At 54.8% G+C, this 18250-nt stretch carries 18 protein-coding genes and 1 pseudogene; 12 read left to right on the top strand and 7 right to left on the bottom strand.

Features of this window, described 5'->3' with window-relative positions; translation table 11 throughout:
• The first annotated feature begins 21 nt into the window (after positions 1 to 21).
• From mtlD to trmL, 7 genes are all read left to right on the top strand, one after another.
• A complete protein-coding gene (gene mtlD, locus CWM66_RS13840; protein WP_035886773.1) occupies positions 22 to 1185 on the top strand; it encodes a mannitol-1-phosphate 5-dehydrogenase in 1164 nt (387 codons plus the stop codon).
• A complete protein-coding gene (gene mtlR / locus CWM66_RS13835) occupies positions 1185 to 1772 on the top strand; it encodes a mannitol operon repressor MtlR (protein ID WP_090397976.1) in 588 nt (195 codons plus the stop codon). The genes mtlD and mtlR overlap by 1 nt, the downstream gene beginning before the upstream one ends.
• Positions 1773 to 1825: 53 nt before the next feature.
• Positions 1826 to 2188, top strand: coding sequence for a YibL family ribosome-associated protein (locus tag CWM66_RS13830; protein WP_107146796.1), 363 nt, complete (start codon positions 1826 to 1828; stop codon positions 2186 to 2188).
• Positions 2189 to 2451: 263 nt separating this feature from the next.
• Positions 2452 to 4107 (top strand): L-lactate permease, encoded by a 1656-nt coding sequence (gene lldP, locus CWM66_RS13825; protein ID WP_007369524.1) that lies wholly within the window; start codon positions 2452 to 2454, stop codon positions 4105 to 4107.
• On the top strand, positions 4104 to 4880 hold the full coding sequence (gene lldR, locus CWM66_RS13820) for a transcriptional regulator LldR (protein WP_035886775.1): 777 nt from the start codon (positions 4104 to 4106) through the stop codon (positions 4878 to 4880). Before lldP ends, lldR begins: the two co-directional genes overlap by 4 nt.
• On the top strand, positions 4877 to 6064 hold the full coding sequence (lldD, locus tag CWM66_RS13815) for an FMN-dependent L-lactate dehydrogenase LldD (protein ID WP_107146795.1): 1188 nt from the start codon (positions 4877 to 4879) through the stop codon (positions 6062 to 6064). The genes lldR and lldD overlap by 4 nt, the downstream gene beginning before the upstream one ends.
• Positions 6065 to 6100: 36 nt before the next feature.
• A complete protein-coding gene (gene trmL, locus CWM66_RS13810; protein WP_007369521.1) occupies positions 6101 to 6574 on the top strand; it encodes a tRNA (uridine(34)/cytosine(34)/5-carboxymethylaminomethyluridine(34)-2'-O)-methyltransferase TrmL in 474 nt (157 codons plus the stop codon).
• A gap of 182 nt (positions 6575 to 6756) precedes the next feature.
• Here the strand turns inward: trmL and cysE are convergent, their stop codons facing one another.
• From cysE to CWM66_RS13785, 5 genes are all read right to left on the bottom strand, one after another.
• The gene (cysE, locus tag CWM66_RS13805) at positions 6757 to 7578 is read right to left on the bottom strand and encodes a serine O-acetyltransferase (RefSeq protein WP_007369520.1); all 822 of its coding nucleotides are present in this window, start codon (positions 7576 to 7578) and stop codon (positions 6757 to 6759) included.
• Between the two features lie 142 nt (positions 7579 to 7720).
• On the bottom strand, positions 7721 to 8740 hold the full coding sequence (gene gpsA, locus CWM66_RS13800) for an NAD(P)H-dependent glycerol-3-phosphate dehydrogenase (RefSeq protein ID WP_107146794.1): 1020 nt from the start codon (positions 8738 to 8740) through the stop codon (positions 7721 to 7723).
• Positions 8740 to 9207, bottom strand: a complete 468-nt coding sequence (gene secB, locus CWM66_RS13795) for a protein-export chaperone SecB (RefSeq protein WP_007369518.1) — start codon at positions 9205 to 9207, stop codon at positions 8740 to 8742. The genes gpsA and secB overlap by 1 nt, the downstream gene beginning before the upstream one ends.
• Positions 9208 to 9246: 39 nt before the next feature.
• A complete protein-coding gene (gene grxC, locus CWM66_RS13790; protein ID WP_007369517.1) occupies positions 9247 to 9498 on the bottom strand; it encodes a glutaredoxin 3 in 252 nt (83 codons plus the stop codon).
• Between the two features lie 48 nt (positions 9499 to 9546).
• The gene (locus tag CWM66_RS13785) at positions 9547 to 9978 is read right to left on the bottom strand and encodes a rhodanese-like domain-containing protein (protein WP_007369516.1); all 432 of its coding nucleotides are present in this window, start codon (positions 9976 to 9978) and stop codon (positions 9547 to 9549) included.
• A gap of 249 nt (positions 9979 to 10227) precedes the next feature.
• Between CWM66_RS13785 and gpmM the strand changes: the two genes are divergently transcribed.
• From gpmM to CWM66_RS13760, 5 genes are all read left to right on the top strand, one after another.
• Positions 10228 to 11772 carry a 2,3-bisphosphoglycerate-independent phosphoglycerate mutase gene (gene gpmM / locus CWM66_RS13780; RefSeq protein ID WP_007369515.1) on the top strand — a complete coding sequence of 515 codons (1545 nt, stop codon included), beginning with the start codon at positions 10228 to 10230 and terminating at the stop codon, positions 11770 to 11772.
• Between the two features lie 9 nt (positions 11773 to 11781).
• Positions 11782 to 13047 (top strand): murein hydrolase activator EnvC, encoded by a 1266-nt coding sequence (envC, locus tag CWM66_RS13775; protein WP_007369514.1) that lies wholly within the window; start codon positions 11782 to 11784, stop codon positions 13045 to 13047.
• A 3-nt stretch (positions 13048 to 13050) separates the two neighbouring features.
• Positions 13051 to 13989: a divergent polysaccharide deacetylase family protein gene (locus CWM66_RS13770; protein ID WP_107146793.1), complete on the top strand. Its 939-nt coding sequence runs from the start codon at positions 13051 to 13053 to the stop codon at positions 13987 to 13989.
• An 80-nt stretch (positions 13990 to 14069) separates the two neighbouring features.
• The gene (locus tag CWM66_RS13765) at positions 14070 to 15299 is read left to right on the top strand and encodes a glycosyltransferase (protein ID WP_107146792.1); all 1230 of its coding nucleotides are present in this window, start codon (positions 14070 to 14072) and stop codon (positions 15297 to 15299) included.
• Positions 15292 to 16206 (top strand): hypothetical protein, encoded by a 915-nt coding sequence (locus CWM66_RS13760; protein ID WP_107146791.1) that lies wholly within the window; start codon positions 15292 to 15294, stop codon positions 16204 to 16206. The genes CWM66_RS13765 and CWM66_RS13760 overlap by 8 nt, the downstream gene beginning before the upstream one ends.
• Positions 16207 to 16270: 64 nt before the next feature.
• Here CWM66_RS13760 and CWM66_RS13755 read toward each other — a convergent pair.
• Both CWM66_RS13755 and tdh read right to left on the bottom strand, forming a co-directional pair.
• Positions 16271 to 17069: pseudogene (locus tag CWM66_RS13755) on the bottom strand (glycosyltransferase family 2 protein).
• 150 nt (positions 17070 to 17219) lie between these two features.
• Complete coding sequence (gene tdh / locus CWM66_RS13750; RefSeq protein WP_007369509.1) at positions 17220 to 18245, bottom strand: L-threonine 3-dehydrogenase; 1026 nt, start codon at positions 18243 to 18245, stop codon at positions 17220 to 17222.
• Positions 18246 to 18250: the final 5 nt, after the last annotated feature.

The following is an 18250-nucleotide window of genomic DNA, read 5'->3' as shown; positions in this document are numbered from 1 at the left end:
GCCCTCTCGGGTAAAACATTTATGAAGGTTAATTCTATGAAAGCATTACATTTTGGCGCAGGTAATATCGGACGTGGCTTCATCGGCAAACTGCTTGCCGACGCGGGGATTGAACTGACATTCGCCGATGTGAATCAGGTGGTGCTCGACGCCCTGAATGCCCGTCATAGCTATCAGGTTCACGTTGTGGGAGAAAAACAGCAGATTGATACCGTTTCCGGCGTCAACGCTGTCAGCAGCATCGGTGATGAAGTGATTGACCTGATAGCGCACGTCGACCTGGTTACCACTGCCGTGGGACCGGTTGTTCTGGAGCGTATCGCCCCGGCGATTGCCAAAGGTCTGGCGAAGCGCAAAGCGCAGGGCATCAACACGCCGCTGAATATCATTGCCTGTGAAAACATGGTACGCGGCACCACCCAACTGAAAGGCCATGTGATCGCCGCACTGGCCGATGCCGATAAAGCGTGGGTGGAAGAGCATGTCGGCTTTGTCGACTCGGCCGTTGACCGCATCGTTCCGCCAGCGGAATCCGCCACCAACGATCCGCTGGAAGTGACAGTGGAAACCTTCAGCGAGTGGATTGTTGATAAAACCCAGTTCAAAGGCGCGCTGCCAGCCATTCCAGGCATGGAGTTAACCGATAACCTGATGGCATTTGTTGAGCGCAAGCTCTTCACGCTGAATACCGGGCATGCTATAACCGCGTACCTTGGAAAACAGACCGGCCATCAGACCATTCGCGATGCCATCCTCGACGACGCTATCCGCGCCGTAGTGAAAGGCGCAATGGAAGAGAGCGGCGCGGTACTGATCAAGCGTTATGGCTTCGATCCCGAAAAGCACGCTGCGTACATTCAGAAAATCCTCGGTCGTTTTGAAAACCCGTGGCTGAAAGACGATGTGGAACGCGTTGGCCGTCAGCCACTGCGTAAACTGAGCGCCGGCGACCGTCTGATTAAACCGCTGCTCGGTACGCTGGAGTACAACCTGCCGCACGCAAACCTGGTGAAAGGTATCGCCGCTGCAATGCACTACCGCAGCGAGCAGGATCCGCAGGCGCAAGAGCTGGCCCAGCTTATCGAAGAGAAAGGCCCGCAGGCTGCGCTGGCGCAAATTTCTGGCCTGGATGCTAACAGCCCGGTCGTTACCGAAGCCATCGACGCATATAACGCAAAGGCATGATGCCGGTTTTGGCGCGGGAATCCCCGCGCCAGTTAACGAAATTGTCAGATATGCAGGCAATAATGGAACAAACGCAGGCTTTCGAAAACCGTGTACTCGAGCGTCTGAATGCGGGCAAAACCGTACGAAGCTTTTTGATTGCTGCCGTTGAACTGCTCAATGAAGCCATCAATATTCTGGTGTTGCAGGTATTTCGCAAAGATGACTACGCGGTGAAATATGCTGTAGAGCCGCTGCTTGACGGAGATGGACCGCTGGGCAATTTATCCGTGCGGCTGAAGCTGATTTACGGCCTGGGCGTGATTTCCCGTGCGGAGTATGAAGACGCGGAGCTCCTGATGGCGCTGCGTGAAGAGCTGAATCACGACGGTACGGAATACGCCTTTACCGACGATGAAATTCTCGGTCCGTTCGGCGAACTGCATTGCGTGGCCGCCCTGCCGCCAACCCCGCAATTTGATACCAGCGATGCCGATCTGTTCGCCATGCAGAAGCAGCGCTACCAGCAAGTGGTGCGCTCCACCATGGTGCTTTCATTGACTGAGCTCATCTCCCGCATCAGCCTAAAAAAGGCATTCCATAAGTAAGCGCCGCCGCAAATGTTGTATCCTTGCATTTTCCCCCAACAAAACTGAGCACCATGAAAGACGTTGAAAAGAACGAAATCAAGCGCCTGAGCGACCGCCTCGATGCAACTCACCACCAGCAGGCTGACCTCTCTTTAGTCGATGCGGCAGAAAAATACGCCGAACTGGAAAAAGAGAAATCCACGCTGGAGACGGAAATTGCCCGCCTGCGCGAGCAGCACAATCAGAAGCTGAGCAAAGAAGCGCAAAAGCTACTGAAAATGCCGTTCAGCCGCGCCATCAGCAAAAAAGAGCAGGCCGATCTCGGTAAGCTGAAAAAAAGCGTTCGTGGGCTGGTGGTTGTGCACCCGATGACGGCGCTGGGCCGCGAAATGGGTCTCGACGTGATGACTGGCTTTGCCAAAAGCGAATTCTAATTGGTATCGCCCTTGTCGCGTGCTGAGCGCGGGGGGCGATCTGAATTGGCCCTACCAATTTCACTTTGATTCTCTCCCTGCTTCACAGTTCCATCAAATCCCGTCACATAGCCATTGCCCAAATGCAACATTTGGATAACCATTCGTTATCACCAACCCTACACCATCGCATTGGCAGGACCACTTTTACAAAACTTGTGACGCAGCGTTAAGCACAGACTTACCGCGTACCGGCTTTGTTGTGGTTCTCGGGAGACACCTGCATGAGCCTCTGGCAACAGAATTACGACCCGGCCGGGAACCTCTGGCTATCAAGTCTGATCGCATCGCTACCGATCCTGTTTTTCTTTTTTGCTCTGATAAAACTCAAGCTCAAAGGCTATGTGGCCGCGAGCTGGACGGTCGCCATCGCCCTTGCGGTGGCGCTGCTGTTTTACCATATGCCCGTGGATCACGCCCTTGCCTCGGTGGTTTACGGCTTCTTCTATGGCCTGTGGCCGATTGCGTGGATCATCGTGGCGGCGGTATTTGTCTACAAGATCTCGGTGAAAACCGGGCAGTTCGACATTATCCGCTCATCAATCCTCTCGATTACGCCCGACCAGCGCCTGCAAATGTTAATTGTCGGTTTCTCGTTTGGCGCGTTTCTCGAAGGGGCGGCCGGGTTCGGCGCGCCGGTGGCAATCACCGCCGCATTGCTGGTCGGGCTGGGCTTTAATCCACTGTATGCCGCCGGTTTATGCCTGATTGTGAATACTGCGCCCGTGGCGTTTGGCGCGATGGGTATTCCGATTCTGGTCGCAGGCCAGGTCACCGGGCTGGAGAGCTTTGAGATTGGCCAGATGGTAGGCCGCCAGTTGCCGTTCCTGACCATTATCGTGCTGTTCTGGATCATGGCGATTATGGATGGCTGGCGCGGCGTGAAAGAGACCTGGCCTGCGGTGCTGGTGGCGGGCGGCTCGTTTGCTGTTGCCCAATATCTGAGCTCCAACTTTATCGGCCCGGAACTGCCGGATATCATTTCGTCGCTGGTTTCGCTGGTGTGCCTGACGCTGTTCCTGAAACGCTGGCGGCCGGTGCGCATCTTCCGCTTTGGCGACATGGGTGCGGCGCAGGTTGATCTCGATTTAAAACGCACGCACTACAGTGCCGGGCAGGTTCTGCGCGCCTGGTCGCCGTTCCTGTTCCTGACAGCAACCGTCACGCTGTGGAGCGTGCCGCCGTTCAAAGCGCTGTTTGCACCAGGCGGCGCGCTGTATGACTGGGTATTCAATATTTCCGTGCCGCATCTCGACAAGCTGGTTGCCCGCATGCCGCCGGTTGTCAGTGCCGCCACGCCGTATGCCGCGGTGTATAAATTCGACTGGTTCTCTGCCACCGGCACCGCCATTCTGTTCGCGGCGATCCTGTCAATTGTCTGGCTGCGCATGAAGCCAAAAGAGGCGGTCAGCACCTTTGTCAGTACGCTGAAAGATCTGGCGCTGCCGATTTACTCGATCGGTATGGTACTGGCCTTCGCCTTTATCTCGAACTATTCCGGGCTGTCGTCGACGCTGGCACTCGCGCTGGCACATACCGGCAGCGCCTTCACCTTCTTCTCGCCATTCCTCGGCTGGCTGGGGGTATTTCTCACCGGTTCCGACACGTCATCGAATGCGCTGTTTGCCGCGCTGCAAGCGACCGCCGCTCAGCAGATCGGCGTCTCAGATGTGCTGATGGTCGCAGCCAACACCACCGGCGGCGTCACCGGCAAAATGATCTCGCCACAGTCGATCGCCATTGCTTGTGCGGCGGTCGGACTGGTTGGCAAAGAGTCAGACCTGTTCCGCTTTACCGTTAAACACAGTCTGATTTTCACCTGCATGGTGGGTGTGATCACCACACTTCAGGCTTATGTACTGACCTGGATGATCCCATGACGGTTTTACCCCGACGCCTGGCTGACGAGGTTGCAGACCGCGTTCGGGCGCTGATTGCTGAACAACAACTGGAAGCGGGCATGAAACTGCCCGCCGAACGCCAGCTGGCCGTACAGCTTGGGGTTTCGCGCAATTCGTTGCGTGAAGCCCTTGCGAAACTGGTCAGCGAAGGCGTGCTGCTGAGCCGTCGCGGCGGCGGTACTTTTGTACGTTGGCAGCACGAAACCTGGTCAGAACAGAATATTGTTCAGCCGCTGAAAACGCTGCTCAGCGATGACCCCGATTACAGCTTTGATATCCTCGAAGCCCGTCACGCCATTGAAGCCAGCACCGCATGGCATGCCGCCATGCGCGCCACCGAAGCGGATAAAGAGAAGATTGCCCTGTGCTTTGACGCCTCGCAGTCGGATGACCCCGATCTCGCGTCGCAGGCAGATGTGCGTTTCCATCTCGCCATTGCAGAAGCCTCGCATAATGTGGTGCTGCTGCAAACGATGCGCGGCTTCTTCGACCTGCTGCAATCCTCGGTAAAACAGAGCCGCCAGCGCATGTATCTCGTGCCGCCCGTTTTTGCCCGTCTGACCGAACAGCACCGCGCGGTGATGGACGCCATTTTCGCGGGCGATGCTGATGGCGCGCGTCAGGCGATGATGGCGCACCTCGGTTTTGTGCATACCACTATTCGACAATTTGATGAAGATCAGGCCCGCCAGGCGCGCATCACCCGCCTGCCCGACGAGCAGAATTCGCATTCAAGGGAGAAAAAAGCATGATTATTTCCGCAGCCAGCGACTATCGCGCAGCGGCAAAACGCATTTTGCCGCCGTTCCTGTTTCACTATATCGACGGTGGCGCGTATGCCGAATATACCCTGCGCCGCAACGTGGAAGATTTGTCACAGGTGGCGCTGCGCCAGCGGGTGTTGAAGGATATGTCCACGCTCAGCCTCGACACCACGCTATTCAATGAGAAGCTCAGTATGCCGGTGGCGCTGGGGCCGGTCGGGCTGTGCGGTATGTATGCCCGTCGTGGCGAAGTGCAGGCCGCAGGCGCTGCCGATGCGAAAGGCATTCCATTCACACTCTCCACCGTTTCGGTGTGCCCGATTGAAGAAGTGGCACCAACCATCAAACGCCCGATGTGGTTCCAGCTCTATGTGCTGCGCGATCGCGGTTTTATGCGTAACGCGCTGGAACGGGCAAAAGCCGCAGGCTGCTCGACGCTGGTCTTCACCGTGGATATGCCGACGCCGGGCGCGCGCTACCGCGATGCCCATTCCGGAATGAGCGGCCCCAATGCCGCCCTGCGCCGTTATGTGCAATCGGTATTGCATCCACAATGGGCGTGGGATGTGGGGGTAAATGGCCGTCCGCATGATTTGGGTAATATTTCCGCCTATCTCGGCAAACCGACCGAGCTGGAAGACTATATTGGCTGGCTGGCGAAGAATTTCGATCCCTCCATTTCCTGGAAAGACCTGGAGTGGATCCGCGAATTCTGGGACGGCCCGATGGTGATCAAAGGGATCCTCGATCCGGAAGATGCCCGCGATGCGGTGCGTTTCGGCGCTGATGGCATTGTGGTTTCCAACCACGGTGGCCGCCAGCTGGATGGCGTGCTCTCTTCCGCCCGTGCATTACCAGCGATTGCCGATGCGGTAAAAGGCGATATCACCATTCTGGCTGACAGCGGTATTCGCAACGGTCTTGATGTGGTGCGTATGATTGCGCTCGGTGCCGATTCCGTGCTGCTGGGCCGCGCGTATCTGTATGCGCTGGCAACGCATGGTCGCAAGGGCGTGGCGAACTTGCTGGATCTGATCGAGAAAGAAATGAAAGTGGCAATGACGCTGACCGGCGCGAAATCGATTCGCGAAATCAGCAAAGAATCGCTGGTACAAACGCTCCACCAGCTACCCGCCGCGCTGGCACCGCTGACGCATGGCGATGCGGCTTAGAGAGTGCTATCCTGCCCCCGCTATTAAGGGGGCAGTATGTTAAACATCGTATTATTTGAACCAGAAATCCCACCCAATACCGGGAACATTATTCGCCTGTGCGCCAATACCGGTTTCAGCCTGCACATTATCGAACCGATGGGTTTTACCTGGGACGATAAACGTCTGCGCCGCGCGGGGCTGGATTATCATGAGTTCGCTGCAGTGAAGCGCCACGCGGATTACGCTGCGTTTGTCGAAGCTCAGCAGCCGCAGCGCCTGTTTGCGCTCACCACTAAAGGTACCCCTGCACACAGCGCGGTCAGTTTTCAGGACGGGGATTATCTGATGTTTGGCCCGGAAACGCGCGGCCTGCCCGCCACGATCCTTGATGCGCTGCCGCCACAGCAAAAAATCCGTATTCCGATGATGCCGGACAGCCGCAGCATGAACCTGTCAAATGCCGTATCCGTGGTGGTGTATGAAGCCTGGCGCCAGCTGGGCTATCCCGGCGCGGTGCTGCGGAGTTAACGGATTGTCGGATAGCGGCAATGCCTTATCCGACCTGGAAGTTGGTGTTAACGCGTCAATTTTTCTGGCGTTATTGGCGAGGGCAGACAGAACACGGACAGCGCGGAAAAATCGGAGCGTACACAATGTACGTGAGGATTTTGAGCACTGCCCTGGTTCAGGCGAGTAAAATAGCCGGAAAATTAGATGCCGTCGCCGTACTCGAACCCGTGGTTGATCCCATTAAAATGCTGATCCATATCCATCGACGGTTTATCGCTTTCGGGTTTGCCCACGATGCGCGCCGGAACCCCGGCCGCAGTGGTGTGCGGCGGCACGGGTTGTAGCACCACCGAACCGGCACCGATTTTCGCGCCGCGTCCGACTTCAATATTACCGAGAATTTTCGCTCCGGCACCAATCATCACCCCTTCACGGATCTTCGGATGGCGATCGCCGCTGGTTTTCCCGGTACCGCCGAGAGTAACCGACTGGAGAATCGAGACGTCGTCTTCAATGACGGCGGTTTCACCAACCACAATACCGGTGGCGTGATCGAGCATAATGCCACGACCGATTTTCGCCGCCGGGTGAATATCCACCTGGAAGCTCACCGACACCTGATTTTGCAGGAAAATTGCCAGCGCCTGACGGCCCTGTGACCACAGCCAATGACCAATGCGATAGGCCTGTAAGGCGTGAAAACCTTTCAGATAGAGCAGCGGCGTGGAGTATTTATCCACCGCCGGGTCGCGCGTGCGCACGGCCTGAATATCGCAGGCGGCGGAGGCGATCATTTCCGGGTCGGCAGCGTAGGCTTCTTCCACCACTTCACGGATGGCAATCGCCGGCATAATCGGCGAAGCCAGTTTGTTCGCCAGCATATAACTCAGGGCGCTGCCCAGATTCTCGTGCTTGAGTAGCGTTGCATGATAAAAACTGGCAAGCATCGGCTCACACTCCGCCAGCGCCCGGGCTTCGGCTTTGATATTATTCCAGACCAGATCCAGTTCTTCACACGGCATTGCTTACTCCAGGAATATCTGCGTTTCAATAAACAAAAGTATTCAGGATGCGTCAAAGCAGTAAGCCCGTGCGCCCTGGTACTTATACAAGCCACCGGGGACACAGGCTTAGCCAACAAAGAGGCAACAAGAAGAAGTGTATTTAGTGATTGCTGCGTTCGTCTTTGCGAGCACGACCCAATAGTGTCAATGCTGCCTCGCGTGCATTCTTTCCGCAATACAATACCTGATAAATTTCCTCGGTTATTGGCATTTCAACGCCAAACCGGTGCGCCAGAGCGCGAACTTCTTTGGTATTGCGATAACCTTCCACCACCTGGCCAATTTTGTCCTGTGCGCTTTGCACATCCATTCCCTGGCCAAGCATCATGCCGAAGCGACGGTTGCGCGACTGGTTGTCGGTACAGGTCAGCACCAGATCGCCTAAACCCGCCATGCCCATAAAGGTGGACGGATCGGCCCCCAGCGCCGCGCCAAGACGCGACATTTCCGTCAGACCGCGAGTAATCAGGGCCGTACGGGCATTCGCGCCAAAACCAATGCCATCAGACATTCCCGCGCCGATCGCAATCACGTTTTTCACCGCGCCGCCAAGCTGCACGCCGATGAAATCCGGGTTGCTGTAAACACGGAAGCTTTTGCCGCAGTGGAGAAGTTGCTGAAGATATTCAGAAAATTGCGGATCGGTAGAAGCCAGCGATATAGCCGTCGGCAAACCTGCCGCCAGTTCTTTGGCAAATGTCGGACCGGAGATTACCGCCAGCGGGATCGCCGAACCTAAAACTTCACGCGCCACGTCCTGTAGCAGTCGTCCGGTTTCCGCTTCCAGACCTTTCGTTGCCCACACAATGCGTGCATCATCGCGCATCAGCGGCTTTATCTGTGACAGCACATCGCCAAACACATGGCTGGGTACGACCACCAGAATATTGCGGCTGGCGGCCAGCGCACGCGCAAGGTCGCTTTCTAATTGCAGCGAATCAGGAAAAGGCACATCGGGAAGAAATGCGGCATTGCAACGATCGTGTTGCAGGGTCGCGATATGTTTCGGGTCATGACCCCACAGCACAACCTGGTGGCCATTTCTTGCCAGCGTGATGGCAAGAGCGGTGCCGTAAGAGCCGGCACCGATCACAGTCATTGCAGCATTAAGTGCGTTCATCAGGCATCCTGATGTTGTTCAGCACCTTCGCCAGTCTGCTGTTGCAGGTAGTTCATGAACAGCGCATCAAAGTTAACCGGCGCAAGGTTCAGTTGCGGGAATGTACCGCGGGATACCAGGCTGGTGATGCATTCACGGGCATACGGGAACAGAATGTTCGGGCAGTATGCACCCAGGCAATGCGCCATCTGCGTTCCTTCGATACCGTCGATAGAGAAGATACCGCCCTGCTGCACTTCGCACAGGAAGCCGGTTTCTTCACCAAGAGAAGCCGTGACAGTAACGCGCAATACGACTTCATAAACGCCTTCAGCCAGCTGCGTGGAGGCTGTGTCGAGATCCAGTTTCACTTCCGGCTGCCACTCTTTCTGGAAGACGTGCGGTGCATTCGGCGCTTCGAAAGAGATATCTTTCGTATAAATACGCTGAATCTGGAAAGTCATTTCGGTGTTGTTTTGTTCAGACATGAGTGAATAACCCTTAAGTGTTGTAGTGCTTTAAAAGCATTAACGTAAAAGCGGATCCAGCCCGCCACGCGCATCCAGCGCATATAAATCGTCACAGCCGCCAATGTGCTGTGCATCAATAAAAATCTGCGGAACCGTTGTACGGCCACTACGTTGAATCATCTCTTCACGTTTTACCATGTCGCCATCGATAGGCAGCTCAGCAAAAGCGACGCCTTTGCTGCTCAGCAGCGCTTTTGCGCGATGGCAGAACGGGCAGGTTGCTTTCGTGTAGATCTCAATATTGGCCATGACTTTAGTCTCCTGATGTCCCCTGCGAGCCGCAGCTCGCCGGAGCAATTATTTACCGCGAACCAGTGGCAGATTCTCACCGATCCAGCCAGAGATGCCATCTTTCAGCACAAAGACTTTCTCGAAGCCCGCTTTCACCAGCTCATTTGCCGGCGCCTGCGCCTGCATGCCACTACCGTCAACAACGATAATTGGCGCGCTTTTGTGTTTCTCAAGCTCACCTACATTATTGGCTTTGATCTCGTTTGGCAGCAAATTAACTGAGCCTGCAATGTGCCCTTTTCGGAAATCATCACGCTGACGCAAATCCACAACGACAGCCTCTTCTTTGTTGATCAGGCGTGTGGCTTCGCCGCGAGAAATCACTTTTACTTTCGACGCCAGGCCTTTGAAAGTAGTGAATAATACAGCCCCGAATAACGCAATCCAGGCGATACACAGTATGGGGTTGCGGCTAATAAATTGCATAATTTCTTGCATCTGGGGTAACAGCTCCCGACTTAGTGATTAAAAAACCAGGAAAGGAGTATACCTGCGCAGTGTGGCAAATACAGCCAGCGAGCGCGATGGAATGCATTTTCTGCGGAGTGTTACGAAAAAAAGAAAGAAACACCCGTAAATCAGCCCCACAGGCAGCCGCTTTCTTTGATCTTCTGCGGCTATTTTATCGATTCAGCTGTAGTAAAATTACGCAAAATTTTTTTGTCTTCTGAGCAAGAGGGTGTCGCAATGTCGGTTTCTAAAAAACCTATGGTACTGGTGATTCTGGATGGCTACGGCTACCGCGAAGACCAGCAGGATAACGCTATTTTCAACGCAAAGACCCCGGTAATGGACCAGCTGTGGGCAAAACGTCCGCACACCCTGATTGATGCGTCAGGCCTTGAAGTCGGTCTGCCGGATCGCCAGATGGGGAACTCCGAAGTCGGCCACGTCAACCTCGGCGCGGGTCGCATTGTTTATCAGGATCTGACCCGTCTGGACGTTGAAATTAAAGAACGTACCTTCTTCAGCAACCCGGTGCTGAGCGGCGCGGTGGATAAAGCCGTAGCAGCCGGTAAAGCCGTGCACATTATGGGCCTGCTTTCCGCAGGCGGCGTGCACAGCCACGAAGACCATATTATGGCGATGGTAGAACTGGCCGCAGAGCGCGGCGCTGACAAAATCTACCTGCATGCGTTCCTCGACGGTCGCGATACGCCGCCGCGCAGCGCGGAATCTTCACTGAAAAAATTCGAAGACAAGTTTGCCGCGCTGGGCAAAGGCCGCGTCGCTTCAATCATCGGCCGTTACTACGCCATGGATCGCGACAACCGCTGGGATCGCGTAGAGCAGGCATATGATCTGATGACGCAAGCGAAAGGCGAGTTTACTGTCGACAGCGCGGTGGCTGGCCTGCAAGCGGCTTACGCCCGCGATGAAAACGATGAATTCGTCAAAGCGACCGTGATCCGTGCTGCGGGTCAGGCTGATGCCGCGATGCAGGATGGCGATGCGCTGATTTTCATGAACTTCCGTGCTGACCGCGCGCGTGAGATTACCCGCGCTTTCGTCAACGCGGATTTCGACGGCTTCGCACGTAAGAAAGTGGTTAATGTGGATTTCGTGATGCTGACGGAATATGCCGCAGACATCAAAACTGCCGTGGCTTACCCACCAGCCTCTCTCGCTAACACGCTTGGCGAGTGGATGGCGAAGCACAACAAAACGCAGTTGCGCATCTCTGAAACAGAAAAATATGCGCATGTGACCTTCTTCTTTAACGGCGGTGTTGAAGAGCCGTTCCCGGGCGAAGACCGTATTCTGATCAACTCGCCAAAAGTGGCGACTTACGATTTGCAGCCGGAGATGAGCTCCGCCGAGCTGACCGAAAAACTGGTTGCGGCGATCGCCAGCGGCAAATACGACACCATCATCTGTAACTACCCGAACGGTGATATGGTTGGTCATACCGGCGTATTCGATGCAGCAGTTGCCGCGGTTGAAGCGCTGGATCACTGTGTGGCGGAAGTGACCAAAGCGGTCGAAGCTGTGGGCGGTCAATTGCTGATCACCGCCGATCACGGTAACGCAGAACAGATGCGCGACCCGGCAACCGGCCAGGCGCATACCGCGCACACCAACCTGCCGGTGCCGCTGATCTACGTTGGCGATAAGCCAGTGAAGGCTGTTGCAGGCGGAAAACTTTCCGATATCGCACCGACCATGCTGACGCTGATGGGCATGGAAATCCCGCAAGAGATGACTGGTAAGCCGCTGTTCATCGTGGAATAATCGCTCCCCATGAGGGGAAAGGCGATTTTTTCAATTACATGGGGCAGGTTCCGGCCCCTTCTCTGCGCCAGCGCACTCAGCGCTGGCGCATTGCTGTGCGCCGTTTCCGCCCATGCGGATGACCGCGACCAGCTCAAATCCATTCAGGCCGATATCGCCGAGAAAGAGCGCGCGGTACGCCAGCAACAACAGCAACGCTCCGGCCTTCTTGCCCAGCTTAAAGCGCAGGAACAGGCTATTTCCGCCGCCGCCCGCCAGCTGCGGGAAACCCAGAACACACTTGCGCAACTCAACCGCCAAATCGATGAGATGAATGCCTCGATCGCCAAACTGGAACGCCAGCGCGCGGCGCAGGAACGCAATCTGGCAGCGCAACTTGATGCCGCGTTCCGCCAGGGGCCGCACACGGGCATTCAGTTGCTTTTAAGCGGTGAAGAGAGCCAGCGCGGCCAGCGTTTACAGGCTTACTTCGGCTATCTCAACAAGGCACGCCAGGAAACGATCGCCCAGTTGAAGCAAACGCGTGAAGAAGTGGCGACGCAGAAAACCGAGCTGGAAGAGAAACAGAGCCAGCAACAAACCCTGCTTTACGAGCAAAAAGCGCAGCAGGCCAAGCTTGAACAAGCCCGTAATGAGCGGCAGAAAACCCTTTCCGGGCTGGAATCCTCTATCCAGGAAGGACAACAGCAGCTCAGCGAGATGCGCGCCAACGAATCCCGCTTGCGTGACCGCTTAGCCCGTGCGGAAGCGGCAGCCAAAGCGCGCGCCGATCGTGAAGCGCGTGAAGCGCAGGCCGTGCGCGATCGCCAGAAAGAAGCCAGCAGCAAAGGCACCACCTACAAACCCACCGAAAGCGAACGCTCGCTGATGTCCCGTACCGGCGGGTTAGGCTCGCCATCGGGCCAGGCAATCTGGCCGGTTCGCGGTCCGTTGTTGCATCGTTATGGCGAACAGTTGCAGGGTGAGCTACGGTGGAAAGGGATTGTTATCGGTGCGTCTGAAGGCAGCGAAGTTAAAGCGATCGCCGATGGACGTGTGATCCTGGCCGACTGGCTACAGGGTTACGGCCTGGTGGTCGTGGTTGAGCACGGTAAAGGCGACATGAGCCTCTACGGTTATAACCAGAGCGCGCTGGTCAGCGTCGGCACGCAGGTGCGCGCAGGCCAACCGATAGCCCTCGTAGGCAGCAGTGGCGGTCAGGGCCGGCCTTCACTCTATTTCGAAATTCGCCGTCAGGGTCAGGCGGTCAATCCACAGCCGTGGTTGGGAAGATAAGTTTTGCTTCAGTTTCGTCATCTTGCGCTTTCTCTCGCCGTTGCGCTGGTTTTTTCTGCGCCGGTTCTCGCTGGAAAACTGGCTATCGTTATCGATGACTTTGGTTATCGTCCTCTGACTGAAAATCAGGTGCTGGCGATGCCACAGGCGATTTCCGTTGCGGTATTGCCCAACGCCACACATGCGCGGGAAATGGCGACCAAAGCCCACAACAGCGGCCATGAAGTGCTGATTCACCTGCCGATGGCGCCGCTCAGCAAACAACCGCTGGAAAAAGACACGCTGCGTCCGGAAATGAGCAGCGCGGAGATTGAACGTATTATCAGCGATGCCGTCAGCAAAGTGCCCTACGCCGTGGGGCTGAATAACCACATGGGCAGCGCCATGACGTCGAGCCTGTTCGGCATGCAGAAAGTGATGCAGGCGCTGGAGCGCTATAACCTCTACTTTCTCGACAGCATGACCATCGGCAACAGCCAGGCGATGCGCGCAGCGACGGGAACCGGCGTGAAAGTGTTGAAACGCAAAGTGTTTCTCGACGATACGCAAAACGAAGGCGATATTCGTCGTCAGTTTAACCGCGCCGTTGAGCTGGCTCGCCGCAACGGTTCCGCCATTGCTATCGGTCATCCGCATCCGGCGACCGTCCGCGTCCTGCAACAGGCGCTGTCCAGCCTGCCTGCGGATATCACGCTGGTGCGCCCGAGCAGCCTGCTGAATGAGCCGCAGATCGATACCTCAACACCAAATACCACAGCGCCCGGCGGCATCACTCCGCCACCACGTAACCCGTTCCGCGGTGTTAAACAGTGTAAAACGAAGCAAAAACCGCAGCCGGTTTATGCCAGCCGCTTCTTTAGCGTGGTAGGTGAAAGCATTCTCGACAGTTCGCTGGTTCACTATATGCAAAACCAGTGGCGCGGCTGGGGTCAAAAACAATAATTTCGCGCCGGTTAACTGAGATTCAGCACACGGTGCCTGTGTTTTAAGCATCACTATTGTGCAAGCCAAAAGGTTAAGAAATGCCGCAACGACATAAGATTCTCCTGCTTGATACGGGTAAAGAGTGGGGTGGTGGTACAAACAGCATGCTCGAACTTCTGAAGCGTATCGATCGCCAGAAGTTCAATATTACGTGCTGTTTTTACAATAATTACAGCCGCGCCCAGGGACAAACTATCGAGCAGGTTTTACACAGCATCGGCATTCCGCTTATTGTCATCCCGCAACGCAGGCAGCCCTGGTGGGCAAAACTCGCCAAAGAAACGGGCCGCGGGTTACTCTTTTTTTCCAGAACTGCACGTAAATCTTATACCCGTTATATCGACCGGCAGTGGCGCATTCAGCCGAATGTACACAGTATTGAGAGCTTATTGAAACAAGGCGGCTACGATACGCTGTACATGAACAACCAGCCAGGCTCCAACGAAGAAGGCTACCTTGCAGCGGCGAGGCTGCCAGTGCGCCTGATTCAACACTGCCGTATCGAGCCAGTGCTGAATGAACCTTTGGTGGCACTGGTGAACCGCTATGCCACGCAGATCATTGCCGTATCCCACGGCGTTGAACGCGTTTTGCTTCAGCATGGCGTTAAGCCGGAGCTCTGTACGACGGTAAATAACGCGATTGATATCCATCAGAAAATGCCGGACCGCCGCGCAATGCGCCAACAGTTGGGGCTGGATGATGAAACGTTTATTTTTGGCAGTATCGGCTCGCTGATCCCGCGCAAAGCGAACCATCATACTCTCAGCGCATTAAGCGCATTTAGCCAGCGCAACCCGCAGGCTAAATGGAAGATGATCATTGTTGGCGAAGGCGTGGAACGCGGTGCGTTGCTTAATCAGGCAAAATCACTGGGGATTGCGGAACGGATCGTGTTTACCGGTTTTCAGAACCAGCCTTTTGACTACCTTTCCACTTTCGATGCCTTTATTCTGGCATCGCAAAGCGAGGGTCTACCGCGCGTTGTTCTGGAAGCCATGCTGTTAAAAATTCCCGTTATTGGATCCGCCGTGACTGGTACGGCCGAGCTTATCGAAGATCAGGTAACAGGATTATTGTTTCCGTGGAGTGATATCGCCCTGCTTTCATCACATCTGGAGCAGGTATGGGCAAGCGAAACGCTGCGCTCACAGCTGGTCACCAGAGCCTACGAAAACGTATGCCATCATTACGCCATTGAGCATTACGTGGCTGGTGTTGAAGCCGTGCTAGAAACCCCTTCTTCAGAACGAGAGCGTCATGTTTAAATTTCTCAACTCCCGATACCGCCATATTACCGGCCGCCACAATATTCCTTATGCGACGCTTTCTCCGAATGAGAAACGTGTTGCGGTGGATTCCGTCGTCATTCCCTGCACAGGCGCGGATTACATTGAGGAAGCGCTGTTATCGGCAACCTTTGCCGAACGTTATGCGCAAGAGATAACGGAAATTGTCATTGTCAGCGATCAGCTGGCATCCGCATTTGGTCAGTTGCCCGCTAAAACGCGCGTCGTGACGCTCGATCTGCCGAAACGTGAAGAGCAATATCGCTACAAACAAATTTACCTGAGCCGCCTGATTAAGCTGAATGCGCCTTTGCAGGCCAAAGGAGAAGGTATTTTGATGATCGATTCCGATCTGAATTTACTCAAAATGCCTGAAATCCGTATGACGGATATGCATATATATTCCAGCTTCCGGCAGGGAAAAATGATTGCCAAGCTGGACGGCGCGCCCACAGAAAAGGTTCCTGCCTACTATAAAGAGACCGTGCGCCCGTATTTAGTGGATCACGTTAACGGCGCTTTTCTTGCGGCAACAAAAAAAACCTGGCGGCGTATTTGTCCGCTTTGGCTGACGTTGTTCCAGGATACCTGGGAACTGATGGACGATAGCCAGCCGCCAACCGATCAGCTGCCGCTCGCAGCGTTACTGGATTTGCTGGACCTAAAGACGATTAATTTGGGTGACTGGATGAACTGGCCGGTTTCCAAGAAAATCGGCGGTCAGGAAGCGGTTATTCCCAAAGAGGTTATTGGCGCCCATGGTGGTTTTCCGCTCTCCGAATGGCAAAAATATCTCGACTCGACAGATAATAAATTGCTTTTCAAAGGTCAGGACTATACGCGTAAAGTGCGCTACCTGACCGATCAAGAGAAGTTACAGAAATGACAAAGGGGCCGCGGCCCCTTTTATTGTTGAAATGTGCTTCACGGCTCTGGGCGGAGTGGCTGCCTTAAGTTGTTCTTTTCTCATGATCTTCCGTCGTTGCAGAGAATTTCTCTTCCTTGTGGGCATACCAGGCTTTGAAATATTTCATAAAGCTGTAGAGCGTGGCATACAGCCCGGTGGCAGCGGCCCACTTTCCCTTCACGCCATGCGCCGCTAAACAGATACCATTTAAAAGAAGCCCCGATAGCGCTAATAATTCCCCGCAAAACAGAAGGCCGAATATCACGATATTTAACCAACCGCGAGGTGTAGCTATTTAGCTTATTAAACATCTCGTGCAGTGTATGAAACGTATCATGACGTACCCGGCCTGGTATTTTTTCGCAGGTCATCTCTCCGATGACCTGATCGTCAACCGGACGCTCGTTAAAGCGTGCACGCTGGCGGTTAAATAAACGTACCGGAAAATCCGGTGAAGAAATGGGATAGAGCGTACGCACTTCTTTTCCCAACACATACCAGTAACGGGGCAGTTGCCACGCCCGCTCAGGCGTGGGTTCCTCACCCGCTTTTAATTTAAGGATATAGTTAACGACCTGCTCATCGAGTATTTCATCGCTGTCCATGCACAGAACCCAGTCGTGAGCGGCAATACTAATGGCATAGTTCATTTGCTGTCCGTGTATATCGAAGGGACGGTGATGAACATCTATTCCGTATTCCCGGCATATTTCCAGCGTTGCATCCGTACTACCGGAATCCACAACAACGAAATCATCTGCAATGATAATGAGCGGCGGCAAGACTTCCCGTAACAGGCGCGCCGAATTAAATGTCAGCAAACAGACCGATATTTTGAACATATCGCTCACCCGCAATGAAAGTTAAACCAATCATCAACAGCGTAGCCGAGTTAGCATTATCGACCAGGTGAAATGTTGCGGTTACACAGAATTGCGCGTCAGGAGGTGAACTTTGTTGTAAAAAAAGACGCCCGCAGGCGTCTTTTTTATTTATTCCCAGCTCAGAATCACCTTGCCGGATTGACCCGAGCGCATGGCATCGAAGCCCTGTTGGAAGTCGTCAACGCCGAAACGGTGAGTGATAATCGGTGAAAGATCCAGACCAGACTGAATCAACGCCGCCATCTTGTACCAGGTCTCAAACATTTCACGGCCGTAAATCCCTTTGATAAACAGTCCTTTGAAGATGACTTTGTTCCAGTCGATCGACATATCCGAAGGCGGAATACCGAGCATTGCGATGCGCCCGCCGTGGTTCATGGTATCGAGCATCGTACGGAATGCCGGTGGCGCGCCGGACATCTCGAGGCCCACATCGAACCCTTCGGTCATGCCCAGCTCTGCCATCACATCGGCCAGGCTCTCTTTGGCTACGTTCACGGCGCGGGTAACGCCCATTTTGCGAGCCAGTTCCAGGCGATACTCATTCACATCGGTGATCACCACATGGCGGGCGCCGACATGCTTCGCCACGGCCGCCGCCATGATGCCAATCGGACCAGCGCCGGAGACCAGCACATCTTCCCCCACCAGATCGAAAGAGAGCGCGGTATGCACGGCGTTGCCAAACGGATCAAAAATAGAGGCCAGATCGTCAGAGATATTGTCCGGAATTTTAAACGCGTTAAACGCCGGGATCACCAGATACTCAGCAAAACAACCCGGACGATTTACGCCGACGCCAATAGTGTTGCGGCACAGGTGCGTACGCCCGGCGCGGCAGTTACGGCAGTGGCCGCAGGTAATATGACCTTCACCGGAGACGCGATCGCCAATCTTGAAGCCTTTCACTTCCTGACCGATCCCCACCACTTCGCCGACATATTCGTGGCCAACCACCATCGGCACGGGAATGGTTTTTTTCGACCAGTCATCCCAGTTGTAAATATGCACGTCGGTGCCGCAAATCGCGGTTTTACGAATTTTAATCAGCAGATCGTTATGGCCGACTTCCGGTTCCGGGACGTCGGTCATCCAGAGGCCTTCTTCCGCTTTCAGTTTGGATAACGCTTTCATGTCAG

It is taken from the genome of Kosakonia sp. H7A (assembly GCF_003028445.1).
In the GTDB taxonomy this organism is placed as follows: Bacteria; Pseudomonadota; Gammaproteobacteria; order Enterobacterales; family Enterobacteriaceae; genus Kosakonia; species Kosakonia radicincitans.
This window is presented reverse-complemented; position numbering and strand designations above follow the sequence as displayed.

Bases quoted from the DNA above. Each gene is read 5' to 3' on its own strand.
- mtlD (WP_035886773.1), top strand. From the start codon at position 22: ATGAAGGTTAATTCTATGAAAGCATTACATTTTGGCGCAGGTAATATC.
- mtlR (WP_090397976.1), top strand. From the start codon at position 1,185: ATGCCGGTTTTGGCGCGGGAATCCCCGCGCCAGTTAACGAAATTGTCA.
- CWM66_RS13830 (WP_107146796.1), top strand. From the start codon at position 1,826: ATGAAAGACGTTGAAAAGAACGAAATCAAGCGCCTGAGCGACCGCCTC.
- lldP (WP_007369524.1), top strand. From the start codon at position 2,452: ATGAGCCTCTGGCAACAGAATTACGACCCGGCCGGGAACCTCTGGCTA.
- lldR (WP_035886775.1), top strand. From the start codon at position 4,104: ATGACGGTTTTACCCCGACGCCTGGCTGACGAGGTTGCAGACCGCGTT.
- lldD (WP_107146795.1), top strand. From the start codon at position 4,877: ATGATTATTTCCGCAGCCAGCGACTATCGCGCAGCGGCAAAACGCATT.
- trmL (WP_007369521.1), top strand. From the start codon at position 6,101: ATGTTAAACATCGTATTATTTGAACCAGAAATCCCACCCAATACCGGG.
- cysE (WP_007369520.1), bottom strand. From the start codon at position 7,578: ATGCCGTGTGAAGAACTGGATCTGGTCTGGAATAATATCAAAGCCGAA.
- gpsA (WP_107146794.1), bottom strand. From the start codon at position 8,740: ATGAACGCACTTAATGCTGCAATGACTGTGATCGGTGCCGGCTCTTAC.
- secB (WP_007369518.1), bottom strand. From the start codon at position 9,207: ATGTCTGAACAAAACAACACCGAAATGACTTTCCAGATTCAGCGTATT.
- grxC (WP_007369517.1), bottom strand. From the start codon at position 9,498: ATGGCCAATATTGAGATCTACACGAAAGCAACCTGCCCGTTCTGCCAT.
- CWM66_RS13785 (WP_007369516.1), bottom strand. From the start codon at position 9,978: ATGCAAGAAATTATGCAATTTATTAGCCGCAACCCCATACTGTGTATC.
- gpmM (WP_007369515.1), top strand. From the start codon at position 10,228: ATGTCGGTTTCTAAAAAACCTATGGTACTGGTGATTCTGGATGGCTAC.
- envC (WP_007369514.1), top strand. From the start codon at position 11,782: ATGAGGGGAAAGGCGATTTTTTCAATTACATGGGGCAGGTTCCGGCCC.
- CWM66_RS13765 (WP_107146792.1), top strand. From the start codon at position 14,070: ATGCCGCAACGACATAAGATTCTCCTGCTTGATACGGGTAAAGAGTGG.
- CWM66_RS13760 (WP_107146791.1), top strand. From the start codon at position 15,292: ATGTTTAAATTTCTCAACTCCCGATACCGCCATATTACCGGCCGCCAC.
- tdh (WP_007369509.1), bottom strand. From the start codon at position 18,245: ATGAAAGCGTTATCCAAACTGAAAGCGGAAGAAGGCCTCTGGATGACC.